This window comes from Rhodococcus sp. D-46, from assembly GCF_011290655.1.
GTDB classification, from domain to species: domain Bacteria; phylum Actinomycetota; class Actinomycetes; order Mycobacteriales; family Mycobacteriaceae; genus Rhodococcus_F; species Rhodococcus_F qingshengii.
The window spans coordinates 111,841-127,290 of the sequence record NZ_JAANTF010000015.1; the positions used below are offsets into that span (position 1 = coordinate 111,841).

The window sequence follows — 15,450 nt, forward strand, 5'->3', positions numbered from 1 at the left end:
TCGACAACGCAATCGAGCCTGACGCGACCGTTGCAGACGTGGTTCACGTCGCCGGGGGACGTCTGCTCCGCACGCAGGGCGTCACCGCACCTGCCGGATTCCGCGGTGCCGGAATTGCTGCCGGTATCAAGAAGAGTGGCAAGTCGGACCTCGCATTGGTGCTCAACGAGGGACCCGATCTGGCCGCTGCCGGCGTCTTCACCCTGAACAAGGTCAAGGCAGCTCCGGTGCTCTGGTCTCAGCAGGTCCTGACGACGGGCAAGCTGCGCGCGGTGGTGCTCAACTCGGGCGGCGCGAACGCCTGCACGGGCGCGGGTGGATTCCAGGATGCACACAAGACTGCCGAGGAAGTTGCTTCGGCACTGAGTAATTGGGGCACCGAGACGGGCGCGATCGAGGTCGCTGTCTGTTCGACCGGACTTATCGGTGACCGCTTGCCCATGGACAAGCTGATCCCCGGTGTCACCGAGGTGGTGCACGAACTGGCCGGCGGAATCTCCGGAGGCACCGACGCGGCATACGCGATCATGACCACCGATACCGTGCCGAAGCAGGCGTCGCTGCACCACGCGAACAAATGGAACGTCGGCGGAATGGCCAAGGGCGCAGGCATGCTCGCGCCTGCGCTGGCCACCATGCTGTGCGTCGTCACGACCGATGCTGTCGCAACGGCGGATCAGCTCGATACCGCTCTGCGCGCCGCCACCCACCTAAGCTTCGATCGCCTCGACGTCGACGGCGCCACGTCCACCAACGACACAGTGCTCCTGTTGGCCTCCGGCGCCAGCGGTGTCACGCCGACGCAGGACGAACTGAACGCCGCAGTGCTGGCCGTGTGTGATGATCTCGCGGATCAGTTGATGGCAGACGCCGAGGGTGTCACCAAGCGGGTCAAGGTGACGGTTCGCGGCGCGGCGTCCGAGTCCGATGCGTTGATCGGCGCCCGGACCATCGCCCGCGACAGCCTGGTCAAGACAGCGCTTTTCGGTTCCGATCCCAATTGGGGTCGCGTTCTCGCCGCAGTGGGTATCGCTCCCATCGAGCTCGATCCCGATCGAATCAGTGTGTCCTTCAACGGGAGTCCCGTCTGCATCGACGGCGTCGGTGCTCCGGGGGCGCGTGAGGTGGACCTGAGTGGGATCGACATCGAACTCGACATCGATCTGGGAATCGGCAACGAGTCCGTGAGCATTCGCACCACGGACCTCTCGCATGCTTACGTCGAAGAGAACTCGGCGTATTCGTCATGACCGAGACGTATCCCGTGATCAGCGAGCATCAGAAGGCGCATGTCCTCGCCGACGCGCTGCCGTGGCTGCAGCGATTCCGAGACAAGGTGGTCGTGGTCAAGTACGGCGGAAACGCCATGATCGACGAGACGCTCAAAACGGCATTTGCCGCCGACATGGCGTTCCTGCGGACTGTCGGCATCCATCCCGTCGTCGTGCACGGCGGTGGCCCGCAGATCAACGCGATGCTGGCACGCCTTGGCATGAAGGGTGAGTTCCGCGGTGGTTTCCGGGTGACGACGCCCGAGGTGATGGACGTCGTGCGGATGGTGCTTTTCGGTCAGGTCGGCCGTGAACTCGTCGGCTTGATCAACGCGCACGGTCCTTACGCGGTCGGTATCTCCGGTGAAGATGCGCACCTGTTCACCGCTACTCGACGCACTGTTGCGGTCGAGGGGGAGCAGACCGACATCGGACTGGTCGGGGACGTCACCACCGTGAACCCAGACGCGGTACTCGATCTCATTGCGGCAGGACGTATTCCGGTCGTCTCGACCATCGCACCCGACGCCGACGGTGTCGTCCACAACATCAACGCCGATACCGCTGCTGCAGCACTGGCCGAGGCGATCGGTGCCGAGAAGCTCGTTGTCCTCACCGACGTCGAGGGCCTGTACACCGATTGGCCGGACCGAGCCTCGCTGGCCACCGAGATCGACACCGACGCCCTGGCCCAGTTGTTGCCGAGTCTCGACGCCGGCATGGTGCCCAAGATGGAGGCCTGCCTTCGCGCGGTGCGCGGAGGTGTGCCGTCGGCGCACGTGATCGACGGTCGGCTCGAACATTCAGTCCTACTCGAACTTTTCACCGGTGAAGGAATCGGCACGATGGTCGTGCCGGGTCCCTCCGTCGCCGGTCCCCAGCAGGGAGCTAGCTCATGAGCACGATCGATCTGCAGCAGCGGTGGTCCGCTTCGCTGATGAACAATTACGGCGTACCCCGGGTTGCTCTCGTCCGCGGTGACGGCGCCGTACTCACCGACGCCGACGGCAAGCAGTACGTCGACTTCCTGGCCGGAATCGCCGTCAACATCCTCGGACACGGACATCCGGCCGTCGTCGAAGCCGTCACTACTCAGTTGTCGACACTCGGCCACGTGTCCAACCTGTACGCCAGCGAGCCGGTCGTCGAGTTGGCGGAGCAGTTGCTCGCTCATCTCGGCAACGTCACCGGGCGCGCGTTCTTCTGCAACTCCGGTACCGAGGCGAACGAGGCTGCCTTCAAGCTCGCTCGCGCCACCGGCCGGAAGAAGATCATCGCAGCCGAAGGCTCCTTCCACGGTCGCACGATGGGCGCACTCGCTCTGACGGGTCAGCCGGCCAAGCGGGCGCCGTTCGAACCGATGCCCGCCGGTGTCGAGTTCGTGCCGTACGGCGACGTCGAGGCACTCGAGCAGGCCGTCGATTCCGACACCGCCGCTGTGTTCCTCGAACCGATCATGGGTGAGGGCGGCGTCGTGGTGCCACCCGAGGGATACCTCGTCGAGGCTCGGCGGATCACCGCCGAGCGCGGTGCACTTCTCGTGCTCGACGAAGTGCAGACCGGCATCGGCCGGACCGGCTGGTTCTACGCCCATCAGGCAGTCGGCATCGTGCCGGACGTCATCACCCTCGCGAAGGGACTCGGTGGCGGAATGCCGATCGGCGCCTGCATCGCGACCGGGGCAACGGCCGAGTTGTTCGGACCGGGTAAGCACGGTACGACGTTCGGTGGCAATCCGGTGTGTGCTGCGGCGGCACTTGCCGTGCTGAAAACCATTGCAGCGGAAGACCTGATCTCACGCGCCGACAGTTTGGGTAAATCCATCTCGGCGGGCATCGAAGATCTAGGCCATCCGTTGGTCGACTACGTACGGGGATCAGGACTGTTGCTGGGTGTCGTGCTGACCGAGGACGTCGCGCCGGCGGTGGAAAACGCAGCGCGCGAAGCCGGGTACCTTGTGAATGCAGCGCAACCCGGAGTGATCCGGTTGGCGCCGCCGCTCATCCTCACGGACGAGCAGGCCGAAACCTTCGTGGCAGCACTACCTGCCATCTTCGACAGCGCACTATCGGCTGACCAGCCGGGGGAGAAGTGACTACCGTGGTGAAACACTTTCTCAGGGACGACGATCTGACTCCTGCGCAGCAGGCCGAAGTTCTCGAACTCGCAGCGATTCTCAAGAAGGACCCGTTCGCTCGGCGTCCGCTCGAGGGTCCCCGCGGAGTCGGTGTCATCTTCGAGAAGAACTCGACGCGTACACGTTTCTCGTTCGAGATGGGCATCGCACAGATGGGCGGCCACGCTGTCGTCGTAGACGGGCGCAGCACTCAACTCGGTCGTGAAGAGACCTTGGCGGACACCGGACGCGTTCTCTCCCGCTACGTCGATGCCGTCGTGTGGCGCACGTTCGGCCAGAAGCGACTGGAGCAAATGGCTACGGGCGCAACGATTCCCATCGTCAACGCATTGTCCGACGAATTTCATCCCTGTCAGGTTCTGGCCGATCTGCAAACGCTGATCGAGCAGAAGGGTGAGCTCAAGGGACTGAAGCTGACCTACCTGGGCGACGGCGCCAACAACATGGCTCACTCGCTGATGCTCGGCGGAGTGACCGCAGGCATAGACGTCACCATCGCAAGCCCCGCCGGCTTCGAACCGGCGGACTGGGTCGTGGCAGCAGCACGCAAACGCGCCGAGGAAACCGGCGCGACCATCACCCTGACGCAGGACCCACAGGCCGGCGTCGTCGGCGCCGACGCGTTGGTCACCGACACCTGGACCTCGATGGGTCAGGAGAACGACGGGCTCGATCGAGTCGGACCTTTCCGTCCGTTTCAGATCAACAAGGAACTGCTCGCAAAAGCAGATCCGAAGGCTGTCGTCCTGCACTGCCTGCCGGCCCATCGCGGCGAAGAGGTCACCGACGAGGTTCTCGACGGACCCCAGAGCGTCGTCTGGGACGAGGCGGAGAACCGTCTGCACGCCCAGAAGGCGTTGCTCGTGTGGCTGCTGGAACAGCGAACCCAACTGGACCCGGCGTGAGCGTCGCTCCCACTCGGGCTGGTCGCCAGTCGCGCATCATCGCGCTTCTGGCGGCTCACCCTGTCCGAAGTCAGACGGAGCTGGCGGCCTTGCTCGGTGCCGAGGGCATCGAAGCAACGCAGGCGACGCTCTCGCGTGACCTCGAAGAGCTGGGAGCGGTGAAACTGCGTGCCGCCGACGGCGGCGCCGGTGTTTACGTGGTGCCGGAGGACGGGAACCCGGTACGCGGTGTGTCCGGCGGTACCGACCGTCTCTCACGGCTGTTGGGTGAGCTGTTGGTCTCCACCGATTTCAGCGGCAACATGGCGATTCTCCGGACACCGCCGGGAGCCGCGCACTACCTCGCGAGCGCACTGGATCGGTCCTCGATGCCCGACATCGTGGGAACGATCGCCGGAGATGACACCATCTTCGTGGTGGCCCGAGAACCGCTTTCCGGAGCGGAACTCGCGGCCATGATCGAATCGCTCGCCTGACCCCTTATTCTTTGATAGAGATTTTCAACCGAAGGAGCACAAAAACCATGGCCGATCGCGTCGTACTCGCCTACTCGGGCGGGCTGGACACTTCTGTTGCCATCAGTTGGATCGGTAAGGAGACGGGCGCTGAAGTTGTCGCCGTCGCCATCGATCTGGGGCAGGGTGGCGAGGACATGGAGGTCGTGCGTCAGCGCGCGATCGACTGCGGCGCAGTCGAATCCGTTGTCGTCGACGCCCGCGACGAGTTCGCGGACGAATACTGCCTGCCGACCATCGCGGCCAACGCCCTGTACATGGACCGCTACCCGCTGGTCTCGGCCATCAGCCGTCCGCTGATCGTCAAGCACATCGTCGAAGCTGCACGCTCGCACGGCGGCACCATCGTCTCGCACGGTTGCACCGGTAAGGGCAACGACCAGGTTCGCTTCGAGGTCGGATTCGGCGCCCTCGCACCCGACCTTCAGGTCATCGCACCGGTCCGCGACTACGCCTGGACCCGCGAGAAGGCCATCGCCTTCGCCGAAGAGAACAACATCCCGATCAACGTCTCCAAGAAGTCGCCGTTCTCGATCGACCAGAACGTCTGGGGCCGCGCCGTCGAGACCGGATTCCTCGAGGATCTGTGGAACGCGCCGACGAAGGACGTCTACGACTACACCCAGGACCCGACGGTCAACTGGAACGCACCCGACGAGCTCATCATCAGCTTCGACAAGGGCCGCCCGGTCGCCATCGACGGCCGCCCGGTGTCGGTTCTCGAAGCCATTCAGGAACTGAACAAGCGCGCAGGCGCTCAGGGCGTCGGCCGTCTCGACGTCGTCGAGGACCGTCTCGTGGGCATCAAGAGCCGTGAGATCTACGAAGCTCCCGGCGCCATGGTTCTCATCACCGCGCACCAGGAACTCGAACACGTCACCCTCGAACGCGAACTCGGTCGCTACAAGCGTCAGATGGAGCAGCGTTGGTCCGAGCTGGTCTACGACGGACTCTGGTTCTCGCCCCTCAAGGACGCACTGGACACGTTCGTCAACAAGACGCAGGAACGCGTTACCGGCGACATCCGTCTCTTCCTGCACGGTGGAGCCATCACCGTCAACGGTCGTCGCAGCCCGGAGTCGCTCTACGACTTCAACCTCGCGACGTACGACGAGGGCGACAGCTTCGACCAGTCCGCATCGAAGGGCTTCGTCGAGATCCACGGTCTGTCGTCGAAGGTCGCCGCGAAGCGCGATCTGGGACTCTGAGCCATGACGGCTCGCGGTGACGGAGACGCTCAAAAACACGGCACCAACGAAGGTGCGCTGTGGGGCGGGCGGTTCGAGTCCGGACCGGCCGCTGCCATGGCGGCGCTGAGCAAGTCGACTCACTTCGACTGGGTCCTCGCTCCGTACGACGTGCGTGCGTCGCAGGCGCATGCACGTGTGCTGAACAAGGCAGGCCTGCTCAGCGAGGCCGATCTCGTGACAATGCTCGACGGTCTCGACCGTCTGGCGGCAGATGTCGCCAGTGGCGCCTTCGGGCCCAGTGAATCGGACGAGGACGTACACGGCGCACTCGAGCGCGGTCTGATCGAGCGTGTCGGGCCTGAGGTCGGTGGGCGCCTGCGTGCTGGACGTTCGCGCAACGACCAGGTGGCCACGCTGTTCCGCATGTGGCTTCGGGATGCGGTCCGCCGCATCTCCACCGGCGTTCTCGACGTGGTCGATGCTCTGGCGACTCAGGCCGGGGCCCATCCGGATGCCGTGATGCCGGGCAAGACGCACCTGCAGGCGGCTCAGCCGGTCCTGTTGGCGCATCACCTGCTCGCTCACGCACATCCGTTGTTGCGCGACGTGCAACGTCTTCGCGACTTCGACGTACGAGCTGCGGTGTCCCCGTACGGTTCCGGTGCACTCGCCGGTTCCTCGCTCGGTCTCGACCCCGAAGCCATTGCAGCGGAATTGAAGTTCGACAGCTCGGCCGAGAACTCGATCGACGCAACCGCTTCGCGTGATTTTGCGGCCGAGGCAGCGTTCGTGCTTGCGATGATCGGTGTCGATCTCTCACGCATGGCGGAAGAGATCATCATCTGGAGCACACCGGAATTCGGCTACATCACGCTTGCCGACGCGTGGTCGACAGGTTCGTCGATCATGCCGCAGAAGAAGAATCCGGATGTCTCGGAACTCACGCGCGGTAAGTCTGGTCGTTTGATCGGTAACCTCACCGGCCTGCTGGCGACGCTCAAGGCTCAGCCGCTGGCGTACAACCGCGATCTGCAAGAGGACAAGGAACCGGTCTTCGACTCGGTTGCGCAGCTGGAGATGTTGCTCCCGGCCATCACCGGCCTGGTGCAGACTCTCGAGTTCCACACCGAACGCATGGCGGAACTTGCTCCGGCAGGGTTCACGTTGGCCACCGACATCGCGGAGTGGATGGTGCGCCAGGGCGTGCCGTTCCGGGTTGCACACGAGGCTGCTGGAGCGTGTGTGCGTGTCGCCGAAGCGCGAGGCGTCGGACTCGAAGATCTCACGGACGAGGAACTGGCCGGCGTCGACAGCGCGCTGACACCCGCTGTTCGTGAGGTGCTGACAGTCGAGGGTTCCATCGCTTCGCGCAACGCGCGAGGCGGCACCGCGGGGGTGCGGGTTGCCGAGCAGCTGGACGGAGTCAAAGCAGTGGCGCAGTCACTGCGGGAATGGACCCTGTGACCTCGCGGTCACGAGTGTTGTCGCTCTCTTTTCGGCAGTAGTCCTTCGGTCGTACGCGGTCAGGTAGCAGAATTTGCTCCCTGACCGCGTACGCGTATTCGCCGTCAGTAGGCTTGTCGCGCGCGGGAAAAATGAGACTGACGTCACATGGTGAGTAACTTGGGAGTGAAATGGTGGGATTGAATTCCAAGTCTGTGCTGGGCCCGATTCGTCGGGTGGTTGCGACAGCACAAAACGGCCTCGAGGTCGTCCGGTTGGGTGGGCTGGAAACGGATGCGACCACGTCGCCGTTCGAGATCGTCGAACGCGCAGCGATGTATCGGCTACGGCGCTACTTCCCGGACAGTGACCCGGAAACCGTCGGCGCACCGATCTTGCTGATCCCGCCGATGATGATGTCGGCGAACGTGTACGACGTGACCCGTGACCAGGGCGCTGTGGGAATTCTGCACGAGATGGGCCTTGATCCCTGGGTCGTCGATTTCGGTTCGCCCGACTCCGAAGAGGGCGGTTGGGATCGTAACCTCGCCGATCACATCATCGCTCTCAGCGACATCGTCGATCACATCCACCGTCACACCGGAAAAGATGTTCACATCTCCGGTTATTCGCAGGGTGGCATGTTCGCCTATCAGGCTGCCGCGTATCGGCGTAGTCGAAACATCGCCAGCGTCATCACCTTCGGCAGTCCGGTCGACACACTCGCCGCGCTACCCTTCGGCATCCCGGCGGGATTGGCAACCAAGGGTGCAGATTTCCTCGCCGATCACGTCTTCAATCGCCTGGCGGTCACCGGGTGGATGGCCCGTACCGGGTTCCAGTTGCTCGATCCCGTGAAGACGCTGAAGATGCGCGTCGACTTTCTGCTTCAACTGCACGACCGTGAGGCGTTGCTTCCGCGGGAGCAGCAACGCCGCTTCCTCGCGACCGAGGGTTGGGTCGCGTGGTCGGGGCCCGCGGTAGCCGAACTGCTCAAGCAGTTCATCGTGCACAACCGAATGATGACAGGTGGGTTCGTCATCAAGGATCAATTGGTCTCGCTCGCCGAGATCACCTGCCCCATCCTGGCATTCGTCGGTGAGGTCGACGACATCGGCCAGCCGCAAGCGGTTCGAGGCATCAGTCAAGCCGCTCCGCGGGCGAAGGTCTACGAATCTACCTTGCGTGCAGGCCATTTCGGTTTGGTTGTCGGTTCCACCGCGGCCAATCACACCTGGCCGACCACCGGTGAATTCGTACAGTGGACCGAGACGGGTGGACCCCTCCCGGACCGTATCGCGAACATGGTCTACGGCGCCGACCTCGAAGACCAGACCGGTGTGTCGATCAGCAATCGGATCATCCACACCGTCGCCTCGGTCGCTGAAGTAGGTGCAGGAGTCACCAAGGGAATCAGTGACCTTGCCGCCGGTGCGTTGCGCGGCACTTTCGAATTGTCGGGAGAAGCGGCACGAGCGTTGCCACGTCTGGCTCGACTCAACCAGATTCAGCCGCACACCAAAATCTCGCTGAGCCAGTTGCTGGCGGAGCAGCGTCGAAAGGCGCCGAACGGCGAGTGCTTCCTCTTCGACAATCGCGTGCACACCTATGAAGCGGTCAACGCGCGTATCGACAATGTCGTGCGTGGATTGATCTCCGTGGGAGTGCGTCCGGCAGCGCATGTCGGTGTCCTGATGGAGACCCGCCCCAGCGCACTCGCGGCCATCGCGGCCCTGTCGCGACTTGGTGCCGTCGCGGTCATGCTTCCGCCAGGCTCCGACATCACGGCGGCGGTCAAGCTGGGGTCGGTCGATCGGATCATCACCGATCCGGAAAACGTCGATGCTGCAGTGGTTACCGGTCGGCCGGTACTGGTGCTCGGCGGCGGCGATGCCCGTGGCCTCGAGGTGGATCCGTCACACGACGTGATCGATCTCGAACAAATCGATCCGACGAAGGTCAATCTGCCCGGGTGGTACCGACCGGATCCCGGTGTCGCCCGCGAACTCGCCTTCATCATCTTTGCGGAATCCGGCGGTGTGCTCGAAGCCAAGCAGATCACCAACTACCGGTGGGCACTGTCGGCCTTCGGCACGGCCACGGCGGCAGATCTCGATCGCGGTGACACCGTGTACTGCCTTGCACCACTCCATCATTCGTCGAGTCTGCTCGCGACCATCGGTGGTGCCATGGCCGGTGGCTCACGCATTGCGCTCTCACGTGGACTGAACCCCGCGAGGTTCGTCGAGGAAATCCACCGCTACGGCGTGACGGTCGTGAGTTACACGTGGTCGATGATGCGCGAGATACTCGACGAGGATCTTCTTCTCATCGACGGTAGTCATCCGGTCCGCCTGTTCATCGGTTCGGGCATGCCCCATGGTCTGTGGAAGCGGACAACGGAGGCGTTCGACCCCGCGCAGGTACTCGAGTTCTATGCGTCGACCGAAGGCGACGTGATTCTTGCCAATGTTGCAGGCTCCAAAGTTGGTTCCAAGGGGCGCCCACTGCCGGGTAGCGCGCAGGTGCGGTTGGCGGCATACGACCCGCTGAGTGGTCGGCTCCTCGAGAACGGAAACGGATTTGTCCGTGAGTGCGCCGAAGACGAGGTCGGATTGCTGCTCGGGCGCGCGGGATTCACCGCCGATCTCTCGGGCGGAGCCATGCGAGGTCTCTTCCAAGCCGGCGATTCGTGGATTCCCACCGAAAATCTCTTCCGCCGGGACGCCGACGGCGACTACTGGCTGATCGACCACAAGAACACGGTCATTTCCACGGTCCGCGGTCCCGTCTTCACCCAGCCGATCGTCGACGCGTTGTCGAGTGTGGCGCGGGTGGATCTTGCCGTCGCATACGGAGTCGGTGACGCGCCGCATCAGCTCGCGGTCGCTGCCGTGACATGGCGTCCGGGGCGGCAGTTCCGTTCTGCCGAGCTTGCAGAGGCCCTCTCGCGCATCGCTTTCGACGCTCGTCCGGATATCGTGCACGTGGTTGACGAGATCCCGGTGGGTTCGTCGTACCGTCCGAGCTCCACTGCGTTGGCTGCGGCCGGATTGCCGGCGCCGGGGCCACGGACCTGGTTCCTCGATTCCGAGTCGCAGTCGTACAAGCGGCTGACCAAGGCAATTGCCGCGCAGTTGATGCCGACGAGGGTGAGCACCGGAGCACGGTAGCCTGAGGGCATTCTGTTTGATCGGTTCGAGAGGACACACGTGGCTATTGATTCGACGTTGCTCAGCATTTTGGCCTGCCCCCAGGACAAAGGCCCGCTGCTGCTGGTCGGGGACGAGTTGCTCTACAACCCGCGCCTGCGGCGTGCCTACCCGATCGAGAACGGCATTCCCGTTCTGTTGATCGACGAGGCACGCGATGTAGCGGACGACGAGCACGAGAAGTTGCTCGCGCGGGCTGAAGGCTAGATCGGTAATTCACCGGTCAGGTACCGCTGGAGGTTCGGAGCCACCAGCGGTACCAAAGCGTCAACGCTCAATGATGCGAGTGGTTCGAGTCCGAGCACATATCGCGTGACAAGCAGTCCGGCCATCTGAGAGGCCACCAATTCCGCTCTGATCAAGCCGGTACCAGGTGGTGTGTCCACCCGCGGAATGATGTCGCGCAATACGACATCGAGCAGAAAGCTCTGGATCAGCTGCGATCCGTCGCCGGAAATGGCTGATCGAAAAGCCGCCAGAATCGCCGGCTGGTGTTCTGATTCCCACAGCCCGATTACTGCTCTGAGTAGATTTTCGCCGAGATTTTCGGTCGGAGAGGAGTGAACCGGTCCCAATACCTGGACTGGATCGATCGGTAGCGCGATCGCAGCGGTGAACAACTGCTCCTTGCTTCCGAAATGATGATGAATCATGGCCGGATCGACGTCAGCGGCCGCAGCTATCGATCGAACGGTTGTTCGTCGAAAACCGTTCTGGGAGAACGCCCGTCGCGCCGAATCGAGGATCTGCGCGCGAGTCTCCGACTTGCCCGGTCGTCGCCCCGAACGAATCGGTGCAGGACTCGTGTCCTTGTCGGTCATGGAGTGCGGCGATCGAGTGTGGCCGCGGCCAGCGAGAGTGCGGCGGCGGCGAAGCCCGCCATGACGGCGAGATCACGCCACATCTGACCCGTCGCGTCGGCATGCATCGACACTTGCTGAAGTGCGTCGACGGCGTAGCTCAAGGGGAGGACGTTGCTGATCCATTCGAGCCAGGTCGGCAATTGGTCGCGCGGTACCAGGAGTCCGCAGAGGAAGAGCTGTGGAACCACAACTACCGGCATGAATTGCACCGCTTGGAACTCGGTCTTCGCGAATGCGCTGGCCAACAGGCCTAGCGCAACGCCCAGTATTGCGCCGAGAACTGCAATGACGATGACCCAGGCAAGACTGCCGGCGATGGTGAGTCCGAGGAATCCGAAAGCAACCGCGCACGCGAGGGCTGCCTGAGCGGCGGCGGAGAGCGAAAATGCCGCCCCGTATCCGGCGAGAAGGTCGAGTTTGCCCATCGGTGTGGTGAGCAGGCGTTCGAGTGTGCCTGAACTGCGTTCGCGTTGCATCGCGATGGACGTGACCAGGAACATGACGACAAACGGCAAGATTCCCAACATCGTGATCGCCACTCGTTGGAAGAGCGAAACCTGGCCGGGTGGCGTCGGGACGTCTTGGTAGAGGAAATAGAGCAGAATCATCAGTAACGACGGGACCAACAAGATCATGGCCACCGTGCGGTGATCTTGGCGGAGCTGAAGCAGAATGCGTACGGTCGTAGCACCGAAGATCCTGATGCTCATGATATTTCGCCTCCGACGGGTGAAGTCCGAATCAGCTCGAGAAAGGCGTCCTCGAGCCGTTCACATCTGGTTTTGGCGCGCAATTCATCGGGTGTGAGTTGAGCGAGGAGGTGCCCGTCTCGCATCAGGATCAGCTCAGCGCAGTGGTCGGCCTCATCCATGACGTGGCTGGAGACCAACAGGGTGGTTCCGCTGCGAGCAAGGTCAGCGAATCGTTCCCACAATTCGACGCGAAGCACCGGATCGAGGCCGACGGTCGGTTCGTCGAGGATCAACACATCAGGTGACGCCACCAACGCGCAAGCCAGCGAGACTCGCCCGCGTTGACCACCAGACAGATCGGCGGCGGTCTGGTCGGCGTATCGGCTCAATCCGACGGCGTCGACCGCTGCTGCGACGTCGGCGCCGGACTTGCCGTAAAGAGCGCCGAAGTACTGGACGTTTCGAGTGACCGTCAGGTCGCCGTACACGCTGGGGGATTGGGTGACATATCCGACCCGGTGGCGAAGAGCAACGGAACCGGCGAGATCGCCCAGCACTCTGACCTCACCACTTTCGACGATCTGTGTTCCGACAATCGCGCGCATCAGGGTTGTCTTGCCGCAGCCGGAGGGTCCGAGCAGTCCGGTGATCGATCCTGCTGATACCTGCAGGTCAAGCGAGTGAAGAACTTCGTGCTTGCCGCGAACGACTCGTAGTCCGCGGATATCTATTGCCGGCGTTGTGGTCACGGTTCGCCTCGTTTCAATAATTCATCACTTGTTGAATTATGCGACTCGGCCGACCGATGAGTCAACGGCGTGGGCACAATCGAAGGGTGAGCATCGAGACCTTGGAAAATGTGGAGAACCCGTTGGAAGCGGGCCTGACAATTCTCGGCTCGACCCTGACCGTCGACGACATCTCGCTGAGGATCGTCGAGGTCGAGGCGTACGGAGGGGAGAAGGACGGGCCATGGCCGGATCCGGCAGCACATTCGTATCGGGGGAGAACGCCGCGGAACAGCGTGATGTTCGGGCGGGCGGGGCGTCTCTACGTCTACCGCAGCTATGGAATGCACTTTTGTATGAACATCTCGTACGGCCCGGATGGTGTCGCGGGTGGTGTTCTGCTCCGAGCGGCCGAAATCGAGGCCGGTCACGATGTGGTGTCTGCTCGGAGATCGCCGGATCGACCATCTCACCAATGGGCCAGAGGGCCGGGTAATCTCGGTGCTTCTGTCGCAATCACGTTGGCGGACAACGGAACAGACGTGTTCAACCCTGCCTCGCGGATTCGGCTCGAATTGGGGGAGTCGAAGGAATGGGTCAGTGGACCGCGGGTGGGGGTCAGTACCGCGGCGGAGGTTCCGTGGCGCCTGTGGATTCCGGACTCGCGAGCGGTGTCCGCGTATCGCCGAAGCCCGCGAGCGCCGGTCATTTCGTGAAGATGGGATGATCGAGTCCGTGACTGAGAATATTCTCGACGAACTGACCTGGCGCGGGCTGATCGCCCAATCAACCGATCTCGACGCTTTGCGTAAAGATCTCGAGGCCGGACCGGTCACGTTGTATGCGGGCTTCGACCCGACAGGACCGAGCCTGCACGCAGGTCACCTGGTTCCGCTCCTCGCGCTCAAGCGGTTTCAGCGCGCCGGCAACCGCCCGATCGTTCTTGCCGGCGGTGCAACGGGCCTGATCGGAGACCCCCGTGACGTCGGGGAACGGACGATGAACTCCGCCGATACCGTCGCGGACTGGGCAGGTCGCATCCGTGGTCAGCTCGAACGATTCGTGGATTTCGACGATTCGCCGACGAGCGCGGTCATCGAGAACAACATGAACTGGACCGGCAAGATGTCGGCCATCGACTTCCTGCGTGATGTCGGCAAACACTTCTCCGTGAACGTCATGCTTGCGCGTGACACCGTGAAGCGTCGTCTCGAGTCGGACGGGATGTCGTACACCGAGTTCAGCTACATGCTGCTCCAGGCCAACGACTACCTGCACTTGCGACGCGACCTCGGCTGCACTCTGCAGGTCGGCGGGTCCGATCAGTGGGGCAACATCATTGCCGGCGTCGAACTCAACCGTCGTGTCGACGGTGAGAGCGTTCATGCAATGACGGTTCCGCTGGTGACCTCGGCCGATGGCAAAAAGTTCGGAAAGTCGACCGGTGGCGGAAGTTTGTGGCTCGACCCCGAGATGACCAGCCCGTACGCCTGGTACCAGTACTTCGTGAACACCGGCGACGCCGACGTGATCAAGTACCTGCGCTGGTTCACCTTCCTGACTGCGGACGAACTCGCAGAGTTGGAGACTGCAACGGCAGAGCGGCCGCATGCGCGAGAAGCGCAGAAGCGACTTGCCGCGGAGATGACGACCTTGGTTCACGGGGAACACAACACCCGTGCTGTCGAGCTCGCCAGTCAGGCGTTGTTCGGCAAGGCGGAGCTGGCGGAACTCGACGAGTCGACGCTAGCCGCGGCGCTGAAAGAAGCATCGGTCAGCGAATTGGCGCCGGGGGAGCCGCGCACGATCATCGATCTGCTCGTGACGAGCGGCTTGTGCGAGAGCAAGGGGGCCGCTCGACGCGCCGTGAAAGAGGGCGGTGCTTCGGTGAACAACCAGAAGGTGTCGGCCGACGACTGGGAGCCCACCGCATCCGATCTGCTTCACGGCAGCTGGTTGGTCGTCCGGCGCGGAAAGCGCAACTTCGCCGGCGTGAGAATCCTTCCAAACTGACGTGTGTGGGGTCACAGTTGTCTTGCGGGGCTCCTGTGGCCGCTGGTGGCCCGCCTCCGGGCGGGCTACCAGCGGATTTAACCTGTCGAACATCTGCGACCTGCACGTTTGACGCTCAGTTTTCATTCGCGTAACTTTGTCCAAGTCAGAGCGACACGGACACCAACCCAGACCGACAGGCCGGGGAAACGCGGTTGGACGAAGTCGGAGACAATCACGCTCAGCGGGAACTTGCTTCCCTGGAGCGAACAAGCTAAGATTGCAACCCTTGCCCCGGAGCTTTCAACCTGGTTGAAGTGATGGTGTGTGCGTGTTCTTTGAGAACTCAACAGTGTGTCGATGAATGTCAGTGCCAAATTTTTTTGGTACTTCACATCCGCGAATGATCAACCGCCTCTTGGGGTTTGGTTGGTTTGTGTGTGGTGTGAGTATTTTTCGTCGGTGATTGTTCATTCTTCCGTCTGAATGGTTGCCGACACAT

General features: G+C 62.8%; 14 protein-coding genes. 11 read left to right on the forward strand and 3 right to left on the reverse strand.

The features are described from left to right. The first annotated feature begins 11 nt into the window (after nucleotides 1-11). The 9 genes from argJ (at nucleotide 12) to G9U53_RS31290 (ending at nucleotide 10,880) form a co-directional block, all read left to right on the forward strand. Complete coding sequence (gene argJ, locus G9U53_RS31250) at nucleotides 12-1,250, forward strand: bifunctional glutamate N-acetyltransferase/amino-acid acetyltransferase ArgJ (RefSeq protein WP_050656537.1); 1,239 nt, start codon at nucleotides 12-14, stop codon at nucleotides 1,248-1,250. Then, on the forward strand, nucleotides 1,247-2,170 hold the full coding sequence (argB, locus tag G9U53_RS31255; RefSeq protein WP_054187401.1) for an acetylglutamate kinase: 924 nt from the start codon (nucleotides 1,247-1,249) through the stop codon (nucleotides 2,168-2,170). Before argJ ends, argB begins: the two co-directional genes overlap by 4 nt. Then, nucleotides 2,167-3,366 carry an acetylornithine transaminase gene (locus G9U53_RS31260; RefSeq protein ID WP_007736227.1) on the forward strand — a complete coding sequence of 400 codons (1,200 nt, stop codon included), beginning with the start codon at nucleotides 2,167-2,169 and terminating at the stop codon, nucleotides 3,364-3,366. Before argB ends, G9U53_RS31260 begins: the two co-directional genes overlap by 4 nt. Then, nucleotides 3,363-4,313 (forward strand): ornithine carbamoyltransferase, encoded by a 951-nt coding sequence (argF, locus tag G9U53_RS31265; RefSeq protein ID WP_021334039.1) that lies wholly within the window; start codon nucleotides 3,363-3,365, stop codon nucleotides 4,311-4,313. The genes G9U53_RS31260 and argF overlap by 4 nt, the downstream gene beginning before the upstream one ends. After that, nucleotides 4,310-4,789: an arginine repressor gene (locus G9U53_RS31270; protein ID WP_020907875.1), complete on the forward strand. Its 480-nt coding sequence runs from the start codon at nucleotides 4,310-4,312 to the stop codon at nucleotides 4,787-4,789. The genes argF and G9U53_RS31270 overlap by 4 nt, the downstream gene beginning before the upstream one ends. A 47-nt stretch (nucleotides 4,790-4,836) precedes the next feature. Next, complete coding sequence (locus G9U53_RS31275; RefSeq protein ID WP_007736221.1) at nucleotides 4,837-6,036, forward strand: argininosuccinate synthase; 1,200 nt, start codon at nucleotides 4,837-4,839, stop codon at nucleotides 6,034-6,036. A gap of 3 nt (nucleotides 6,037-6,039) precedes the next feature. Next, nucleotides 6,040-7,482, forward strand: coding sequence for an argininosuccinate lyase (gene argH / locus G9U53_RS31280; protein ID WP_065454995.1), 1,443 nt, complete (start codon nucleotides 6,040-6,042; stop codon nucleotides 7,480-7,482). Between the two features lie 170 nt (nucleotides 7,483-7,652). After that, nucleotides 7,653-10,634: an acyl-CoA synthetase gene (locus tag G9U53_RS31285; protein WP_007736206.1), complete on the forward strand. Its 2,982-nt coding sequence runs from the start codon at nucleotides 7,653-7,655 to the stop codon at nucleotides 10,632-10,634. A gap of 39 nt (nucleotides 10,635-10,673) precedes the next feature. Further along, a complete protein-coding gene (locus tag G9U53_RS31290) occupies nucleotides 10,674-10,880 on the forward strand; it encodes a Trm112 family protein (RefSeq protein WP_003944045.1) in 207 nt (68 codons plus the stop codon). Here the strand turns inward: G9U53_RS31290 and G9U53_RS31295 are convergent. Genes G9U53_RS31295 through G9U53_RS31305 form a run of 3 tightly spaced genes read right to left on the reverse strand, consistent with a single transcriptional unit; the run spans nucleotide 10,877 to nucleotide 12,977 of the window. Beyond that, nucleotides 10,877-11,494 carry a TetR family transcriptional regulator gene (locus G9U53_RS31295; RefSeq protein WP_165639871.1) on the reverse strand — a complete coding sequence of 206 codons (618 nt, stop codon included), beginning with the start codon at nucleotides 11,492-11,494 and terminating at the stop codon, nucleotides 10,877-10,879. The genes G9U53_RS31290 and G9U53_RS31295 overlap by 4 nt on opposite strands. After that, a complete protein-coding gene (locus tag G9U53_RS31300) occupies nucleotides 11,491-12,246 on the reverse strand; it encodes an ABC transporter permease (protein WP_003944033.1) in 756 nt (251 codons plus the stop codon). The genes G9U53_RS31295 and G9U53_RS31300 overlap by 4 nt, the downstream gene beginning before the upstream one ends. Next, nucleotides 12,243-12,977, reverse strand: coding sequence for an ABC transporter ATP-binding protein (locus G9U53_RS31305; RefSeq protein WP_007736198.1), 735 nt, complete (start codon nucleotides 12,975-12,977; stop codon nucleotides 12,243-12,245). Before G9U53_RS31305 ends, G9U53_RS31300 begins: the two co-directional genes overlap by 4 nt. An 86-nt stretch (nucleotides 12,978-13,063) precedes the next feature. On the opposite strand from G9U53_RS31305, the gene G9U53_RS31310 reads away from it, so the two are divergent. Further along, on the forward strand, nucleotides 13,064-13,672 hold the full coding sequence (locus G9U53_RS31310) for a DNA-3-methyladenine glycosylase (protein ID WP_003944023.1): 609 nt from the start codon (nucleotides 13,064-13,066) through the stop codon (nucleotides 13,670-13,672). A 19-nt stretch (nucleotides 13,673-13,691) separates the two neighbouring features. After that, nucleotides 13,692-14,969: a tyrosine--tRNA ligase gene (gene tyrS, locus G9U53_RS31315; protein ID WP_007736194.1), complete on the forward strand. Its 1,278-nt coding sequence runs from the start codon at nucleotides 13,692-13,694 to the stop codon at nucleotides 14,967-14,969. The last annotated feature ends 481 nt before the right edge of the window (nucleotides 14,970-15,450 follow it).